Source organism: Mixta sp. BE291 (assembly GCF_031457955.1).
Taxonomy (GTDB): domain Bacteria; phylum Pseudomonadota; class Gammaproteobacteria; order Enterobacterales; family Enterobacteriaceae; genus Mixta.
The window spans coordinates 122,773-139,436 of record NZ_JAVDXN010000007.1 but is presented as its reverse complement, the minus strand read 5'-3'; the positions used below and the strand labels follow the sequence as shown (position 1 = coordinate 139,436).

Annotated in this window: 16 protein-coding genes; 5 read left to right on the top strand and 11 right to left on the bottom strand. The window is 55.1% G+C overall.

Annotated elements, in window-relative coordinates:
• From ypfJ to dapA, 4 genes are all read right to left on the bottom strand, one after another.
• On the bottom strand, positions 1-861 hold the full coding sequence (gene ypfJ / locus J2X14_RS16680) for a KPN_02809 family neutral zinc metallopeptidase (RefSeq protein ID WP_352412302.1): 861 nt from the start codon (positions 859-861) through the stop codon (positions 1-3).
• 167 nt (positions 862-1,028) lie between these two features.
• Entirely contained in the window at positions 1,029-1,742 is a 714-nt protein-coding gene (purC, locus tag J2X14_RS16675) for a phosphoribosylaminoimidazolesuccinocarboxamide synthase (RefSeq protein WP_352412301.1), read from the bottom strand.
• Between the two features lie 124 nt (positions 1,743-1,866).
• Positions 1,867-2,901, bottom strand: a complete 1,035-nt coding sequence (gene bamC, locus J2X14_RS16670; protein WP_352412300.1) for an outer membrane protein assembly factor BamC — start codon at positions 2,899-2,901, stop codon at positions 1,867-1,869.
• 14 nt (positions 2,902-2,915) lie between these two features.
• Positions 2,916-3,794 (bottom strand): 4-hydroxy-tetrahydrodipicolinate synthase, encoded by an 879-nt coding sequence (gene dapA, locus J2X14_RS16665; protein WP_352412299.1) that lies wholly within the window; start codon positions 3,792-3,794, stop codon positions 2,916-2,918.
• Between the two features lie 157 nt (positions 3,795-3,951).
• Here dapA and J2X14_RS16660 point away from each other — a divergent pair, with 157 nt between their 5' ends.
• Both J2X14_RS16660 and bcp read left to right on the top strand, forming a co-directional pair.
• A complete protein-coding gene (locus J2X14_RS16660; RefSeq protein WP_352412298.1) occupies positions 3,952-4,545 on the top strand; it encodes a glycine cleavage system transcriptional repressor in 594 nt (197 codons plus the stop codon).
• Positions 4,523-4,990 (top strand): thioredoxin-dependent thiol peroxidase, encoded by a 468-nt coding sequence (bcp, locus tag J2X14_RS16655; protein ID WP_352412297.1) that lies wholly within the window; start codon positions 4,523-4,525, stop codon positions 4,988-4,990. The genes J2X14_RS16660 and bcp overlap by 23 nt, the downstream gene beginning before the upstream one ends.
• Before the next feature lie 35 nt (positions 4,991-5,025).
• Here the strand turns inward: bcp and J2X14_RS16650 are convergent, their stop codons facing one another.
• The 3 genes from J2X14_RS16650 to J2X14_RS16640 form a co-directional block, all read right to left on the bottom strand.
• Positions 5,026-6,093, bottom strand: coding sequence for an AI-2E family transporter (locus J2X14_RS16650; protein WP_352412296.1), 1,068 nt, complete (start codon positions 6,091-6,093; stop codon positions 5,026-5,028).
• A gap of 90 nt (positions 6,094-6,183) precedes the next feature.
• Positions 6,184-7,770, bottom strand: coding sequence for a sensor domain-containing diguanylate cyclase (locus J2X14_RS16645; protein WP_352412295.1), 1,587 nt, complete (start codon positions 7,768-7,770; stop codon positions 6,184-6,186).
• Positions 7,771-8,043: 273 nt separating this feature from the next.
• Positions 8,044-8,652: a DsrE family protein gene (locus J2X14_RS16640; protein WP_352412294.1), complete on the bottom strand. Its 609-nt coding sequence runs from the start codon at positions 8,650-8,652 to the stop codon at positions 8,044-8,046.
• A gap of 965 nt (positions 8,653-9,617) precedes the next feature.
• Here J2X14_RS16640 and bepA point away from each other — a divergent pair.
• The gene (bepA, locus tag J2X14_RS16635) at positions 9,618-11,084 is read left to right on the top strand and encodes a beta-barrel assembly-enhancing protease (RefSeq protein ID WP_352412293.1); all 1,467 of its coding nucleotides are present in this window, start codon (positions 9,618-9,620) and stop codon (positions 11,082-11,084) included.
• Between the two features lie 8 nt (positions 11,085-11,092).
• Here the strand turns inward: bepA and hda are convergent, their stop codons facing one another.
• From hda to upp, 3 genes are all read right to left on the bottom strand, one after another.
• On the bottom strand, positions 11,093-11,794 hold the full coding sequence (hda, locus tag J2X14_RS16630; RefSeq protein ID WP_352412356.1) for a DnaA inactivator Hda: 702 nt from the start codon (positions 11,792-11,794) through the stop codon (positions 11,093-11,095).
• 174 nt (positions 11,795-11,968) lie between these two features.
• Complete coding sequence (gene uraA, locus J2X14_RS16625) at positions 11,969-13,252, bottom strand: uracil permease (protein ID WP_352412292.1); 1,284 nt, start codon at positions 13,250-13,252, stop codon at positions 11,969-11,971.
• A gap of 60 nt (positions 13,253-13,312) precedes the next feature.
• Positions 13,313-13,939, bottom strand: coding sequence for a uracil phosphoribosyltransferase (upp, locus tag J2X14_RS16620; RefSeq protein ID WP_352412291.1), 627 nt, complete (start codon positions 13,937-13,939; stop codon positions 13,313-13,315).
• A 222-nt stretch (positions 13,940-14,161) separates the two neighbouring features.
• Here upp and purM point away from each other — a divergent pair, with 222 nt between their 5' ends.
• Positions 14,162-15,199, top strand: a complete 1,038-nt coding sequence (gene purM / locus J2X14_RS16615) for a phosphoribosylformylglycinamidine cyclo-ligase (RefSeq protein WP_352412290.1) — start codon at positions 14,162-14,164, stop codon at positions 15,197-15,199.
• Positions 15,196-15,834 carry a phosphoribosylglycinamide formyltransferase gene (gene purN / locus J2X14_RS16610; RefSeq protein ID WP_352412289.1) on the top strand — a complete coding sequence of 213 codons (639 nt, stop codon included), beginning with the start codon at positions 15,196-15,198 and terminating at the stop codon, positions 15,832-15,834. The genes purM and purN overlap by 4 nt, the downstream gene beginning before the upstream one ends.
• A gap of 62 nt (positions 15,835-15,896) precedes the next feature.
• Here the strand turns inward: purN and pstB are convergent, their stop codons facing one another.
• Positions 15,897-16,664: a phosphate ABC transporter ATP-binding protein PstB gene (gene pstB / locus J2X14_RS16605; protein WP_352412288.1), complete on the bottom strand. Its 768-nt coding sequence runs from the start codon at positions 16,662-16,664 to the stop codon at positions 15,897-15,899.

Sequence of the window (16,664 nt, the reverse complement as noted above, 5' to 3'; positions counted from 1 at the left end):
TTATTTAGCGGCGGCGAAGGTATCGCAGCGGCCCGGATCGCCGGAGTCAAAGCCTTGTTTAAACCAGCTATAACGCTGCTCTGAGGTGCCATGAGTAAAGCTGTCCGGCGTGACGCGTCCCTGACTCTGCTGCTGGAGCCGATCGTCGCCGATCGCTTCGGCGGCGTTTAACGCCTCCTGCAGATCGCCTGGCTCCAGAATCTGCTGCTGTTGCATATAGTGACCCCAGACGCCAGCAAAGCAATCCGCCTGAAGTTCCATTTTCACCGACAGCTGATTCACCTGAGTTTGTGACGCGTTCTGCTGCATCTGACGCACTTTGGGTTCGATGCCCAGCAGTTTTTGCACATGGTGACCCACCTCATGCGCGATCACATAGCCTTGCGCGAAGTCGCCATCGGCGCCCAGTTTGTTTTTCAGCTCATCATAAAAAGAGAGGTCGATATAAACGGTGCTATCCGCCGGGCAATAGAATGGTCCCATCACCGATTGGCCGGTGCCACAGCCGGTGCGTGTCGCGTTGCGGTACATCACCAGATGCGGCGGCTGATAAGTCTTGTCCATCTGGGTAAAGAGTTTTTGCCAGGTATCTTCAGTGGTGGCGAGGATCACCGAGGTAAACTTCGCTGCCTCATCATCCTGCGGGCTGACGCGTTGTGAATGGCTCTGCTGCGTAGCCGAACCACCGCCGGTGAGCAGCGGCGTCAAATCATAGCCGTAATAGCTGGCGACCATGACCACCACCAGCAGAATAATTCCGCCTTTACCACGCGGAATACGCATACGTCCGCCGCCCACGGTGGGAGATTGATTCCGACGATCTTCTACATTGTCGCTTTCGCGACGCCCTTGCCAACGCATGACTTTCCTCTGTTATTTTTTCTGGCGAATATGGCAAATTCTAGTCGCGGCGGCGCTGAATAACCAGCTTGCGGCGCGTGGAATGGCAAGGTAACGGAAAAAACGCAGGGGAACAACGGTGAGGAAATCGGCCAGCCGCGCAGGCGCGCCAGCCGATAGCAGGCAGGTTAGTCGAGCTTAACGCCCAAACGGTGCGCCACTTCTTCGTACGCTTCGATCACGCCGCCCAGGCTCTGGCGGAAGCGATCTTTATCCATTTTCGCCAGAGTTTCTTTGTCCCACAGGCGGGCGCCGTCTGGCGAGAACTCATCGCCCAGCGTCACTTCGCCTTTATAAAGACCGAACTCCAGCTTGAAATCCACCAGCAGCAAACCGGCATCATCAAACAGTTTGCTCAGCACCTCGTTAGCTTTGTAGGTCAGCTCGCGCATACGCGCCAGGTTCTCTTTATTTACCCAGCCGAAAGTCTCACAGTAGGATTCGTTAACCATCGGATCGTGTTTGGCGTCATCTTTTAAAAACAGATCAAACAGCGGCGGATTAAGCACTATTCCCTCTTCCACGCCCAGACGCTTCACCAGCGAACCTGCCGCACGGTTACGAATAACGCACTCAACCGGCACCATCTCCAGTTTTTTTACCAGCGCTTCGTTATCTGAGAGCAGCGCTTCCATCTGGGTAGGAATGCCCGCCTCTTCCAGCTTGCGCATAATGAAATAGTTAAACTTGTTGTTTACCATTCCTTTGCGATCAAACTGCTCAATACGCGCGCCGTCTCCTGCTGACGTATCATTGCGGAATTCGAGTACCAACAGATCCGGGTTTTCGGTGCTGTAAACGGTTTTCGCTTTGCCGCGATACAACTCAGCTAGCTTTTGCATCTTGATAAACTCCAAACTGGGTAAATAGTGAATGGCCATCAGTCACGACGCAATCGTTTACGTCGCCGCGCGACATTATGCCAAAATCTAATAAAAAAGGCCGGAGTTTTCCGGCCTTTTTTTGTTACTGGCTAAGGGCTGCCTGGAAGACTGCCACCAGCGCGTCGTTTTGCGACTGCGTGAGGACATGGCCTTTCGGATCGATAAACTGCAGGCTGCTGCGGTTATCTAAATCACCCACCTGCAGCTTGTAATCGCCATTCGGCAGCTGCGGATCTTTCGCGCCAATTTCATCCCAGGTGCTGTCGCCTGGCGCTTTATAGGTTACCGCCATGCTGCCCTGTGAACGGTTGCTGTCAGACACCTCCATCCCGACGCGCTTCAACGCCGCTGGCAGTCGCTGCCAGGTGACGTTAAACGGCGCACGCAGAATCAGGTTCGGCAGGCCGGTATCATCCGCGCCGCTCTGCACATCAATCTGTGTGGCGCTGCGGTTGGCGGCGGCATCCTGCGCGGCGGTTTCCATTTTATCCAGGCCGGTGCTGATATCGTTCAGCATCTGCGCGGTATAACGCTGGATCTGCACAGGCGAGGTGACATCGTTACCCGCCTGCTGCAGCTGCAGCAGTTTTACCGTCAGCGCCTGCTGATAACCCTGCTGCTGCACGCTTATCTGATAGCGGCCGCGATACTGGTTATCTTCATCCGCACGATTCCACTCAACCCAGTCGGTGGTCAGCTGCTGGCTGGCATCCTGACGCGCGGCGATCGGGAAGTGATAAGACTGCACCACATTCACCACCTGCGACCAGACAGAGCCGCTGCGGCTGTTTTCCATCATCAGCACGCCGGTGTTGCCGGTAAACTGCGCGCGTGCGCCGTTCATCAGCGCCAGCGGCTGGGCCGGGGGACGGATATCCAGCTGTTTGCCGGTTGCGCCGTTAACGTTGGCGCGCGGCACATCGTAATCTCCGTTTTGCAGCGGCAGAAGCATCCCTGCCGGTGCGCGTAAATCCTGCAGTTCAGCCGCCTGCAGATAAGATTCATCTCCGCTGACCTGGCGCTTATAGCGCTGATCGCTGGAACAACCTGCCAGCAGCATCACCGTGGACAGCCCAACGATAGTCGCTATCGTGGACTTTTTTACTGAATAAGCCATTAACTCTCCCTAAATTACAGCAGACCCGCATTTTTCAGCGCCTGCTCCACAACCGGACACGCCGCCGCGGATAACGGAACCATTGGCAGGCGCAGGGTATCGGTCGCGATTAATCCCAGTTTTTTCGCGGCCCATTTCACCGGAACAGGATTAGGTTCAACAAACAATTTCTGATGCAGATGCATCAGGCGCTGGTTTAGTTGACGCGCTTCGGCGAAGTTGCCTTCGCGCGCCAGCCGACACAGCTCAACCATTTCACGTGCGGCAATGTTTGCCGTTACGGAAATCACGCCGTGGCCGCCCAGCTGCATAAAGTCCAGTGCGGAGGCGTCATCGCCGCTGACCAGCACGAACTCATCATCAACCAGCTCTTGGATCTGGCTGACGCGGGATAAGTTCCCGGTCGCCTCTTTGATCCCGATAATATTTTTGATTTTCGCCAGGCGCGCCACCGTTTCCGGCAGCATATCGCAGCCGGTGCGTGACGGTACGTTATACAGCATTTGCGGCAGATCGGTACTTTCCGCAATGGCTTTAAAGTGCTGAAACAACCCTTCCTGCGTCGGACGGTTGTAGTAAGGCGTTACGGTAAGGCAGCCGATAACGCCGCTATTCTCGAAGCGTTTGGTCAGAGAGATGCCTTCTGCGGTGGCGTTGGCGCCGGTACCGGCAATCACCGGAATGCGACCCGCAGCCATGTCAAGCGTCATCATCACCACGTCGCCATGTTCATCATGACTCAGCGTTGCGGATTCGCCCGTGGTTCCCACAGAGACGATGGCGGATGTCCCGCTCTCGACATGATAATCAATCAGTTTTTTCAGGCTCGTACGGCAGACATTACCTTTGTCATCCATTGGCGTAACGAGCGCAACAATACTTCCCGTGAACATTGGCCATCCCCTCGACAAACAAGTGCTTCATGGTACGTTTGACCGGCGGGGAAAAGCAAGCAAACAGAGGCCAGGAGCGCTTGGCAGAGGGTATTTTTTATGTTTACCTACGGGTTATTACTATTACTTATCAGCCGATCCCACAGGAAGCGTTATTTTGCCGCAGACACCGCAACACTTTTTGGTTATTACGGCCCTGGGCGTCGATCGTCCGGGCATTGTTAATGCCATTACCCGTCACGTTAGCAGCTGCGGCTGTAATATCGAAGATAGCCGTCTGGCGATGCTGGGCGAAGAGTTTACTTTTATCATGCTGCTGTCCGGCAGCTGGAATGCCATTACCCTGATTGAGTCCACGTTGCCGCTGAAGGGCGCGGAAATGGAACTGTTGATCGTGATGAAGCGCACCAATGCCAGCCGTCGGCCGCCCATGCCGGAAACCGTCTGGGTACAGGTAGAAGTGAACGACTCGCCGCATATTATCGAACGCTTTACCGACCTGTTTGATTCACACCAGATGAATATCGCCGAGCTGGTTTCGCGTACTCAGCTAACGGAAGAACATCAGCCACCTTTACTCTATATTCAGATAACAGCCCACAGCCCGGCGCACCGGGAGGCGATCTTAATCGAGCAGGCGTTTCATGACCTATGTACAGAACTCCATGCGCAAGGCACTATTAGCGTGGTGAATTATCCGCAGCATGACGAGAAAATGGAGATGAGTGATGAATCCACTGAAAGCCGGTGATAGCGCACCGAAATTTAGCTTGCCCGATCAGGACGGCGAACAAGTAAATTTGACCGACTTCCAGGGACAGCGCGTTTTGGTCTATTTCTATCCCAAAGCGATGACGCCCGGTTGCACCGTTCAGGCGTGCGGCCTGCGCGACAATATGGATGAGTTCAAAAAGGCAGGCGTAGAAGTGCTGGGTATCAGCACCGATAAGCCGGAAAAGCTGTCACGTTTCGCTGAAAAAGAGCTGCTGAACTTTACGCTGCTCTCTGATGAAGATCATGAAGTCAGCCAGCAGTTTGGCGTCTGGGGAGAAAAAACCTTTATGGGGAAAACCTACGACGGCCTGCACCGCGTCAGCTTTTTAATTGATGCCAACGGTCAGATTGAAAAAGTGTTCGATGATTTCAAAACCAGTAATCACTACGATATTGTGATGGATTATCTGAAATCAGTTTGAGAAAGCCTGTGGCGTCAACGACGCCACCGCTAATCTTATTGAAACTCGCCGCCGGTGGTATCTTCCGGCCAGGCATGCGCCACGGCTTTAATCAGCGTGGCCAGCGGAATGGCGAAAAACACGCCCCAAAATCCCCACAGCCCGCCAAAAATCACCACCGCCAGAATAATCACCAGCGGATGCAGGTTCACCGCCTCGGAGAACAGCACCGGCACCAGCACATTGCCGTCCAGCGCCAGAATAATCAAATAGACCACCATCAGCGTCCAGAAATCGCTGCCCAGGCCCCACTGAAACAGCCCAACGCAGATCACCGGCAGCGTTACCGCCAGCGCGCCGACATAGGGGATCAGCGCCGATAGCCCTACCAGCACCGCCAGCAACAGCGCGTAGTTCACGCCCAGCACGAGGAAAGCTATCCAGGTCACAAAGCCTACCACCACCATTTCCACCACTTTGCCGCGAATATAGTTGGTGATCTGTTGGTTCATCTCGCTCCAGACCTGCCCGGCCAGGCCGCGATTGCGCGGCAGCACGCGGCGTACCGCATTCAGCATCTGCTGCTTATCTTTGAGCAAGAAAAAAAGCATCAGCGGCACCAGCACCAGATAAATTGCCAGCGTCATTAAGCCCACCAGCGAGGCGAGCGAATACTTCACCACCGACTCTCCCACGCCGGAGATGCGGCTGCGCAAATTTTCAATCACGATATCCACCACACCGGCATCAGCCAGCGCCGGGAAACGTGCCGGTAGGCCTGCGGAGAAGGTGTAAAGCTTGTTCAGCATATTCGGCATATCATGAACCAAATGAATGCCCTGCTGCCAGGCGACCGGCGCGACCACCAGCACAAACAACAGCAGAATGCCGACGAAAAAGGCCAGCACAATGGTGGTCGCCCAGCTGCGGGAACAGCCCAGCCGCTCCAGGCGCACCGTCGGCCACTCCAGCAGATACGCCATCACCAGCGCCACCAGCAGCGGCGCCAGCAATCCGCTGAAGAAAAACAGAATAAAAAACGCTGCCAGCAGAATGACCAGCAGGGCAATCGCCTCGGGATCGCTAAAGCGACGGCGATACCATTGAATCAAAAGAGCCAGCATGCCAGGTCCTTCCCTGTATCAACAAGGCTGACGATTGTACTGAAATGTGCGACAGAAGACAGAACAACCTGAAGGTTAGCACTCACAGACTTACGCCTCGCTCTCTTCCTGCAGGGTTGCCGCAACCACACAATTTCTTCCGGCGCGTTTCGCGCAATAAAGCGCTTCGTCGGCGCGGCGAAAACAGTGCGCGATCGACTCGCGGCTGGACAACCAGCAGCTGACGCCAATCGACAGGGTTATTTCGCCAACCGGCTCAATGGCCTGATGCTGCGTCGCCTGGCGCACCCGTTCCGCCATCTTCATGGCCGTTTCATGATCCGCGCCGGGCAGAATCATCAAAAACTCTTCGCCGCCGCTGCGGCAGGCGACATCGGTTTGCCGCGCATAGCTTTTCAGCTGCTGCGCCACCTGCTGAATAACCTGGTCGCCGGTATCATGTCCCCAGGTATCATTAACCCGCTTAAAATGGTCGATATCGAGCGCCAGCACGGCAAAAGGCTGCCGCGTGGTGGCAAGGTATTCCAGCACCGCCTGCAGGCCGCGGCGGTTAAGCAGCTGCGTTAGCGGATCGGTTTGCACTTCCGATTTCAGCTGACCAATTTTCGTTTGCATCAGCCCGATGCCGGAAAGCAGTGCCCGCTTAATTTGTGATGATTCAAAATACCAGGAGCGAATAGCGTTGATTTCCACTGCCGCATCCGGCTCATCCATCTGGCTGGCTTTGCGCGCCAGCTGCCCCAGCGGCATCGCGATCAGGCGCGCCAGCAGCCAGGCCGCAGCCAGCGTTAACAGCGCCAGCGGCAGCGAGTGTTTTATTATCTGCAACAGCAGACTGCTGAGCGGCGCCAGCGTAGTGCTGGTGCGTTTCAGGGCGATAATGGTCCAGTCGGAGTCCGGCACATGGGCGAAGCCCGCCAGCACCGGCACGCCGTGCTCATCGTTGATCTCCTGATAGCCATTGCTGGCGTAGGAGGTGGCATCCTGATGCAGCAGCGGCGCAATTTTCTTGCCAACCAGCTCACCGTTTTGGTGGTAAAGCACGCGATTATTGCGATCCAGTACATAAAGCTGGGTTCCATCACGATAGAACTGGCTCAGCAGCAGCTCATTCAGGATGCTTTTCCGTTTCAGATAAATGGTGCCGCCAACAAAGCCCAGATAGCTGCCGTCCGCAGACCAGATCGGACGTGAGACAAATACGATCAGGTTTTTGGCCGCCGAAATACTCGGTTGCCCAATCAATGCCGTTCGCCGCGTCAGCGCTTCACGCGTGCTGTCAGTATGCAGCTGCATGCCCTTTAGCGTCAGCGACTCCGGTGAGATAGCGCGCACCCAGCCTGCGGCATTTACCACCAACACCGAGTTAAAGCTGTTGGTTTGCTGCCGCAGACGCTCCACTTCTCTTTCCAGCAGCGCATCATCATCAAAATGCGCGCCAAGCTCGGCGGCGCTCCATGCCAGCTGCGACTGCGCCTGCTGAAAAAACTGTCCGGTCGTGGCCGCCAGTTTAGCGGCGTAAACCCGGTTCGCCTCCAGCGTATTGGTAATCAATAGCTCGCGCTGCACGCGCCAGCTGGCATACAGGGAATTAGCAAGGGTGATAACGATACTGGCTATCGCCAGCAGGGTAATAAGCGTCCGCAAATCCGTTTTCGGCCTTAACAGCCTCAGCATGGATTTGTCTCCATTGTCTTCATCATTTCTGTTGCGCCTTAAGGTGCTTTTATTTTCAAGATTTGTTGTGCCGCAGGTGCCCTGGTGAGATGCACGTCTCAATTGTACATGGATTGAACAGGCAGAAAAACGTTTCAGCGCGAATTATTAAGATTTTTCTTAGGTCAGATGACCGGCGTGTGGACGGGAAAGGAATAAGGCGGCGGGAAGTAAAATAAAAATGACACTGCACGGGCAATGTCATTTTCAATCACGCTATACAGAAAAGAAAAATCAGAGCATTAACAGCGCATAACCCTGGTTCTGCAGCGTGGCAACCGTGGTGCCGCTGGAGATGGTATGGGTTACTGATTTATCAATCCATGAACGGTCGATATGATGGAAGGCCACCGACTGATCGCAAACGGTCACTTTCACGCCCGCTTTTTCCAGCTCGCTAATCATCTTCAGATTTGGGTTATCGATACCGTAAGCTTTATGGAACTCTTCATTGCTCAGTGCGGCAACCACGGCATCGCCGTTCATGGACACCACGAAATCGAGTTTATTTAGCGGAATGCCCGCCGCGTAATAGAGATTCACCACGCGTGAAACACGCTCCAGGCCCAGATGCGGATCTTTGATATCGCCATCGTTGCTGTTGAGCTGAAACACAATCTTATTGCTGAGGCTGGCATCATTGCGCGGATTGTAAGCTGGCGTATCGACGTAATGAATTTTCCCATAGTTAGCAATCGCGGGCGTTGACCAGAAACCTTCCGGCTCGCTCTGGTTGTTCGCGATATGATGAGTCACTTTGTCATAGAGCTGTGGTGCCTGAAGCACATTACCGCCGACAAAACCGGCCAAAGCCGCCACGACGATATAAGTTACGGGACGCATAAAAAAGCACTCCTTTAAAAGAGGATGTTAGTCATAGAAAAACTGAACGTATTATATTTGCAGCAGAACCTTTCCCGATTTTCAGGCAGATGAGCGCCGTCCGCTGAGATAAGAAATATCTCATCCGAACCGCGCTCGCGATCGCTCACTGCGTGTTATTTGCCATACTCTGTTATTACTGAATCCTGTCGCTAAAATACTCTCCCGCACCGCCTGGTCCAGGCAAAGAAGCACGCAAAAAAGGGGTTATTGCCCCACGCATTTCCCTGCTCTTTGCCAGATCTTCAGCAGTACCAGGATGGAAACATCATCTCTATTTCTTAGCGGCCTTTTTTATCTATATCACAGACTCTTGTCGGGGAAATACAGCTTACGCAGCGGCACGCGCGCCTTAATTTCAACAGGTTAATGTCACTGCCAGCAACTATCGTTATTATTTTTATTTTTAGTGAATCGCAGCATTTTAATCACTGGCTTATCGCTTTAGGAATAAACGCACGAAAATAACAAAAAATTAGCGCCAGTGGAATAAAGCAACAAAGCGGTAAAATAAAGGATTGCAGCGGGTTTTTAATTAACTAATGGCCTTTAGTTTCATATCTCTTCAAAGAAATAAAAAATTAATCGATGCCAGTTTGCATTTAAGTAAAAAAGTCGACGTTTACGAAAACAACAGAATAGCTAACGATTGTAAATAAAAGCGACTGCGCTGCCGCCGTGATTTTCAGAACATGCTTAATCAAATCCCGTGCCACTTTCAATTTCTCTGAATAAGTTTACACAACTTTGAACTTCAACCGTGACCTGAAGCACGCTTATACCCTTATATCATCAGGTAAAAACCGCCATTTCATTATACAGTTTACCTCGCTAAGATAGCGCCCTGAGCGCGCTATTGCACTGACGCATGAACTATCAGGACCGGGATCGGTCGAAACGTTACTCTTTTGCCCTGGGGAAGAAGTATGTTTAATCGCTTGAAGAAAAATGTGATCGCTTCACTTTGCGTCACGCTGCTGGCTGGCAGCGTGCTTCCTTCCCAGGCCGACGTGGCTGATACGCTCCCCGATATTGGCACCACCGCAGGCGGTACGTTATCGATCAATCAAGAGCTGCAAATGGGTGATTTTTATGTGCGCCAGCTGCGTGCCAGCGCGCCGTTGATTAACGATCCCTTGCTCAATCAATACATCAATCAGCTGGGCATGCGTCTGGTCTCTCATGCCAATTCGGTGCGCACGCCCTTTCATTTTTATCTGATCCGCAATGATGAAATAAACGCTTTTGCCTTCTTTGGCGGCAACGTTGTGCTGCATTCAGCGCTGTTCCGCACCAGCGATAATGAAAGCCAGCTGGCCTCGGTGCTGGCGCATGAAATTTCACACGTGACCCAGCGTCATCTGGCGCGTGCGATGGAAGAGCAGCAGCGTAACGCCCCGCTCACCTGGGTAGGCGCGCTGGGTTCGATCTTACTGGCAATGGCGAACCCGCAGGCGGGCATGGCCGGGCTGGCCGGTACGCTGGCGGGTACGCAGCAGGGCGTAATCTCCTTTACGCAGAATAATGAACAGGAAGCGGATCGCATTGGCATTCAGGTGTTGCAACGCGCGGGTTTCGATCCGCAGGCGATGCCGACCTTTTTACAAAAGCTGGCGGACCAGTCGCGTTTTGCCTTTAAGCCGCCGGAAATTTTGCTGACTCACCCGCTGCCGGACAGCCGCCTGGCGGATGCCCGTAACCGCGCCAGCCAGATGCGTGCAGTAGTGGTGCAATCCTCGCAGGATTACTACATGGCGAAAGCGCGCGCGCTGGGCATGTATGCCACCGGACAGAACCAGCTGAGTGAAGATTTGCTGGAGGAGTGGTCAAAAGGCAATGCACGTCAGCAGCAGGCCGCGCAATATGGCCGCGCCCTGCTGTTTCTGGAGGCGAAAAGCTTCGCCAATGCGAAAAAGATTATCGAGCCGCTGCTGGCAAAAGATGCTGGCAACGTCTGGTATTTGGATTTGATGACCGATATCGATCTCGGCCTGAATCAGCCGCAAAGCGCGGTGAAGCGTCTGAGCGCGCAAAAAGCCAGCCGCAACGATCCGGTGCTACAGCTTAACCTGGCGAATGCGCTGCTGGAAAACAAGCAGCCCGCCGAGGCCAGCCGCGTTCTGAATCGCTATACCTGGGCGCATCCTGATGATACCAACGGTTGGGATTTGCTGGCGCAGGCGTCGGCGGCGCAAAACCATCGTGATGAGGAGCTTTCTGCGCGTGCGGAAGGGCTGGCGTTGACCGGGCAGTTAGATCAGGCGATCACCACGCTGAGCAGCGCCAGCGCGCAGGTGAAGCTGGGCAGTTTGACGCAGGCGCGTTATGACGCACGCATCGATCAGCTGCGTCAGCTACAGCTGCGCTTCCGTCAATATCAAAAGGGGCGTTAATCCACGGCCTATAGCGCGAGGATTTCCTTCACAAAGGGAATGGTTAACTTACGCTGGGCGCTAATCGAGGCGCGATCGAGCCGATCCAGCGTGGTGAACAGCGTGCGCATCTCACGATCCAGCCGTTTCAGCAGGAAGCGGCCCACATCTTCCGGCAGCTCAAAGCCGCGCAGGCTGGCGCGCAGCTGCAATGCCTGCAACTTATCTTCATCCGATAACGGCTGGAGCTTATAGATTTGCCCCCAATCGAGGCGTGACGCGAGATCCGGCAGCTTCAGGTTCAGCTGGCGCGGCGGGCGATCGCCGGTGATCAGCAGCCGCGTTTTTCCAGTTTCCAGGATGCGGTTATAGAGATCGAAGATCGCCATCTCCCACGCCTCTTCACCGGCAATGCACTCAATATTATCAATGCAGACCAGCGACAGCTGCTCCATGCCGTCCAGCACTTCCGGCACGAACCAGGTGCGTTTATCCAGCGGCACATAGCCGACGGCATCGCCGCGCATCGACATTTCAGCACAGGCGGCATGCAGCAAATGGCTGCGTCCGCCGCCCTGACGTGACCAGAAATAGAGATAGCTGCCATGTTCCTGTGCTAACGCGCCTTTAAGTGCCGCCAGCAGGGACGGATTATCCCCAGGCCAGAAACTGGCGAAAGTCTCATCATCCGGTAGATAGAGTGGCAGTGAAAGTTGTGCCGGCGTGTTCAGATGCACCTCAAGCGTGAACGGGCTAAAAACCGCGGTAGTTTAACACATCTTTTCAAATGAAATGAAATCACGCCGCCGCGCCGCCTGGCGGTTAAAAGCGTGCGTTCGCCTCTGGCACAGGGCGCTGAAAGGTAATAAAAAAGGCGCCTCAGGGCGCCTTTCTTGCTGCGGTTATTACGCTTGCGGCTTATCGTCCGCGTCCAGAATCACCTCTTCCGGGCGCAGAACGTTGATCGCTTTGAAAATCAGGCTCAACGCCACGCCAACCAGCGTTGCCAGCGCCATGCCTTTCAGCTCAGCCGCGCCGATATGCACTTTCGCCCCGCTGACGCCGATAATCAAAATCACCGAGGTCAGGATCAGGTTCTGCGCCTTGTTGTAATCCACTTTCGATTCAATCAGCACGCGAATACCTGATGCGCCGATCACGCCATACAGCAGCAGGGAAACCCCGCCCATCACCGGCACCGGGATCGCCTGAATCACCGCCGCCAGCTTGCCGATGCAGGAGAGCAGAATGGCGATGATCGCCGCGCCGCCAATCACCCAGGTGCTGTAAACGCGCGTGATCGCCATCACCCCGATATTTTCACCGTAGGTGGTGTTCGGCGTCGAACCAAACATGCCGGAAATAATGGTTGAGAAGCCGTTAGCAAACATCGAACGATGCAGGCCAGGATCGCGAATTAGATCTTTTTTAACGATATTCGCCGTGACCACCAGATGACCAACATGCTCAGCAATCACCACCAGCGCAGCGGGTAAGATGGTTAACATCGCATACCATTCAAAGCGCGGCGTATAGAACGTCGGCAGCGCGAACCACGGCGCGGCCGCGACGCCGCTCCAGTCCACAATGCCCATTGCCCACGAAAGCAGATAGCCCGCCACCACGCCGATCAGAATCGGGATAATGGCGAGGAAACCGCGAAACAGCACCGAACCAAAGACGGTCACCGCCAGCGTCACCAGCGAAATGGTCACCGCCGTGCCATCCACCGTTGCGCCGCTGGCCGGCAGCAGGCCCGCCATATTCGCCGCAACGCCCGCCAGCTCCAGGCCGATCACCGCAACAATCGCCCCCATCGCCGCAGGCGGAAACATCACATCCAGCCAGCCGGTGCCCGCTTTTTTCACAATCAGCGCCACCAGACAAAACAGCACGCCGCAAAGGATAAAGCCGCCCAGCGCTACCTCATAACCGAGCGGCAGCAGCAGCAGCACCGGCGAGATAAACGCGAAACTGGAACCTAAATAGGCCGGAATTTTGCCTTTACAGATAAAGAGATAGAGCAAGGTGCCAAGGCCGTTAAACAGCAGGACGGTTGCCGGATTGATATGAAACAGAATCGGCACCAGCACCGTGGCGCCGAACATGGCGAACAGATGCTGAAAACTTAACGGAATCGTTTGCAGTAGCGGTGGACGTTCGCTAACGCCAATCGCGCGACGAGTCATGGAGTATCCCCTTGAGATGTTTTTGGCAAAAAAAAGCCGACTCTGCGGTCGGCTGAATAATTATTTGGTTCCGAAAATTTTATCGCCCGCGTCACCGAGACCGGGGATGATGTAGCCTTTCTCGTTCAGGCCCTGATCCACAGAGGCGGTGTAAAGCTCAACGTCCGGGTGCGCCTTCTCCAGCGCGGCAATCCCTTCCGGCGCGGCGACCAGCACCAGCACTTTAATCGAGTTGCAGCCCGCTTTTTTCAGCAGATCAATGGTGGCGATCATCGAGCCGCCGGTTGCCAGCATCGGGTCAACCACCAGCGCCATGCGCTCTTCGATATTAGAGACCAGCTTCTGGAAATAGGGCACCGGCTCCAGCGTCTCTTCATCACGATAGACGCCTACCACGCTGATGCGCGCGCTTGGCACATGCTCCAGCACCCCTTCCATCATGCCAAGCCCGGCACGCAGAATCGGCACAACGGTGATTTTCTTGCCTTTGATCTGGTCGATTTCTACCGGACCGTTCCAGCCTTCAATGGTGACTTTTTCAGTTTCCAGATCGGCGGTGGCTTCGTAGGTCAGCAAACTCCCCACTTCAGATGCCAGTTCGCGAAAGCGCTTGGTGCTAACGTCATGCTCACGCATCAGGCCCAGTTTATGTTTGACGAGCGGGTGTTTGACTTCCACGATCTTCATTGTTGTACTCCCGGAGTGTTGAGCGGAAAAAAAAATCGCCGGATTATACCGCCTTTTGCCTGCTGCGCCATATGCTATCGGGCAATAAAGCGCAAAAGCCAGCGGCTGTATCAAGCATCGGCCAAAATAAATATTCTGCCACGCCGGTCTCGCAAACGTTTGCCTGCACTGTTAGAATTGCCGCGCTTTAATTCAAACCGCAAACCGCGTGGGGAAACCGCTGTGACCGAAAAGACCTCTCTCAGCTATAAAGATGCTGGCGTTGATATTGATGCAGGCAACGCGTTAGTTGATCGTATTAAAGGCGTGGTAAAACAAACCCGTCGTCCGGAAGTGATGGGCGGCCTCGGTGGTTTTGGCGCGCTCTGTGCGCTGCCGCAAAAATATCGCGAACCCGTGCTGGTTTCCGGCACCGACGGCGTCGGCACCAAGCTGCGTCTGGCGATGGATCTGCAACGTCACGACACTATCGGCATCGATCTGGTCGCCATGTGCGTTAACGATTTGGTGGTGCAGGGCGCTGAGCCGCTGTTCTTCCTTGACTACTACGCTACCGGCAAGCTGGATGTCGATACCGCTTCCGCGGTGATCGGCGGCATTGCTGAAGGATGCTTACAGTCGGGCTGTGCGCTGGTTGGCGGTGAAACCGCAGAGATGCCAGGCATGTATCACGGCGAAGATTACGATGTGGCTGGCTTCTGCGTCGGCGTGGTGGAAAAGTCAGAGATTATTGACGGCAGCAAAGTGCAGGATGGCGACGTGCTGATCGCCCTCGCCGCCAGCGGCCCACACTCCAATGGTTACTCGCTGGTGCGTAAAATTCTTGAGGTGAGCCAGACCGATGCGTTAAGCACCCAGCTCGACGGCAAACCGCTGGCGGATCATCTGCTGGCGCCAACGCGTATCTACGTCAAAAATATCCTTAGCCTGATTGAACAGATCGATGTCCATGCCATCGCCCACCTCACCGGCGGCGGCTTCTGGGAAAATATTCCGCGCGTGCTGCCGGAAAATACCCAGGCGGTTATCGATGAAGCCAGCTGGCAGTGGCCGTCGGTGTTTAACTGGCTACAGCAGGCGGGCAACGTCAGCCGTCATGAGATGTACCGCACCTTTAACTGCGGCGTCGGCATGGTGATCGCCGTCAGCGCTGATGAGGCGGATAAAGCGGTTGCGCTGATGAATGCCGCAGGCGAGCAGGCGTGGAAAATCGGCGCGATCAACGCCTCTGACGCAGAAGAGCGTGTGGTTATTAAATGAAGCGGCTGGTGGTGCTGATATCGGGTAACGGCAGTAATTTGCAGGCGATTCTTGACGCCTGTGAGCAGGGCCGGATAAATGCCAGCGTAGCCGCCGTTTTCAGCAATAAGGCCAACGCGTTTGGCCTTGAACGCGCAGCGCGTGCGGGCGTGGCCGCCCACGCGCTTTCCGCCGCCGATTACCCAAACCGTGAAGCGTTTGACCAGCAGCTTATGCGCGCAATAGACAGCTATGCGCCCGATCTGGTGGTGTTAGCGGGGTATATGCGCATTCTGAGTCCGGCTTTTGTCGCTCACTATCACGATCGGCTGCTGAATATCCACCCTTCCCTGCTGCCGAAGTATCCCGGCCTGCACACGCACCGTCAGGCGCTTGCCAACGGCGACAGCGAGCATGGCACGTCGGTGCATTTCGTAACCGACCAGCTGGATGGCGGCCCGGTGATCCTACAGGCCCGCGTGCCGGTATTCAGCGGCGACAGCGAAGAGGACGTGACCGCGCGCGTACAGCATCAGGAACATGCTATCTATCCGCTGGTGATTAACTGGTTCGTTGAGAACCGGCTGGTTATGCGTGACAACGCCGCCTGGCTGGATGGCAACCCACTTCCGCCGCAGGGCTACGCGGGCGATTAATTCGCTTTTGCGCCGAACAGATAAGTTATCGCCCAGAGCCAGCCCGCTGGCTCTGGGCTTTTTCAGCCGAAACGCCCGGTAATATAATCCTCGGTGCGGCGCTGCCGTGGCGTGGTAAACAGCGTATCGGTATCAGCAAACTCCACCACCTTTCCCTGATGCATAAAAGCGGTATAGTCAGAGACGCGCGCCGCCTGCTGCATATTATGCGTCACCAGAATCAGCGTGAAATGCTGCTTCAGCGTGGTCATCAGCTCCTCAATCACCAGCGTAGAGATCGGATCCAGCGCCGAGGTAGGCTCATCCAGCAGCAGCACTTCCGGCTCGATGGCGATGGCGCGCGCAATCACCAGCCGCTGCTGCTGACCGCTGGAGAGCGTCAACGCATTTTGCCGCAGGCTGTCTTTGACCTCCGGCCAGAGCGCCGCCGCACGTAAGGCTCGCTCTACCGCCTCATTCAACACGCGGCGATCGCGCACGCCCTGCAGCCGCAGGCCGTAAACCACATTCTCATAAATCGATTTTGGAAACGGATTGGGGCGCTGAAATACCATACCGACGCGTCGCCGCAGCGCCGAGAGATCGCCGCCGCGTTCGAGAATATTGCGGCGATCCAGCATCACCTCGCCCTCGATGCGGCAGTTATCGATCACATCATTCATGCGATTAAAGCAGCGCAGCAGGGTCGATTTGCCGCAGCCGGAGGGGCCAATCAGCGCGGTGATACGATTCTTCGGCACCTGCAGGTTAATCCCATCCAGCGCCTGTTTATCGCCATACCAGAGGGAGAGATGATTAATCGTTAGCGCGGTTTCGAGTTCAGCGGTCAT

Bases quoted from the DNA above. Each gene is read 5' to 3' on its own strand.
- ypfJ (WP_352412302.1), bottom strand. From the start codon at position 861: ATGCGTTGGCAAGGGCGTCGCGAAAGCGACAATGTAGAAGATCGTCGG.
- purC (WP_352412301.1), bottom strand. From the start codon at position 1,742: ATGCAAAAGCTAGCTGAGTTGTATCGCGGCAAAGCGAAAACCGTTTAC.
- bamC (WP_352412300.1), bottom strand. From the start codon at position 2,901: ATGGCTTATTCAGTAAAAAAGTCCACGATAGCGACTATCGTTGGGCTG.
- dapA (WP_352412299.1), bottom strand. From the start codon at position 3,794: ATGTTCACGGGAAGTATTGTTGCGCTCGTTACGCCAATGGATGACAAA.
- bcp (WP_352412297.1), top strand. From the start codon at position 4,523: ATGAATCCACTGAAAGCCGGTGATAGCGCACCGAAATTTAGCTTGCCC.
- J2X14_RS16650 (WP_352412296.1), bottom strand. From the start codon at position 6,093: ATGCTGGCTCTTTTGATTCAATGGTATCGCCGTCGCTTTAGCGATCCC.
- J2X14_RS16645 (WP_352412295.1), bottom strand. From the start codon at position 7,770: ATGCTGAGGCTGTTAAGGCCGAAAACGGATTTGCGGACGCTTATTACC.
- J2X14_RS16640 (WP_352412294.1), bottom strand. From the start codon at position 8,652: ATGCGTCCCGTAACTTATATCGTCGTGGCGGCTTTGGCCGGTTTTGTC.
- bepA (WP_352412293.1), top strand. From the start codon at position 9,618: ATGTTTAATCGCTTGAAGAAAAATGTGATCGCTTCACTTTGCGTCACG.
- uraA (WP_352412292.1), bottom strand. From the start codon at position 13,252: ATGACTCGTCGCGCGATTGGCGTTAGCGAACGTCCACCGCTACTGCAA.
- upp (WP_352412291.1), bottom strand. From the start codon at position 13,939: ATGAAGATCGTGGAAGTCAAACACCCGCTCGTCAAACATAAACTGGGC.
- purN (WP_352412289.1), top strand. From the start codon at position 15,196: ATGAAGCGGCTGGTGGTGCTGATATCGGGTAACGGCAGTAATTTGCAG.
- pstB (WP_352412288.1), bottom strand. From the start codon at position 16,664: ATGACCGCTGAACTCGAAACCGCGCTAACGATTAATCATCTCTCCCTC.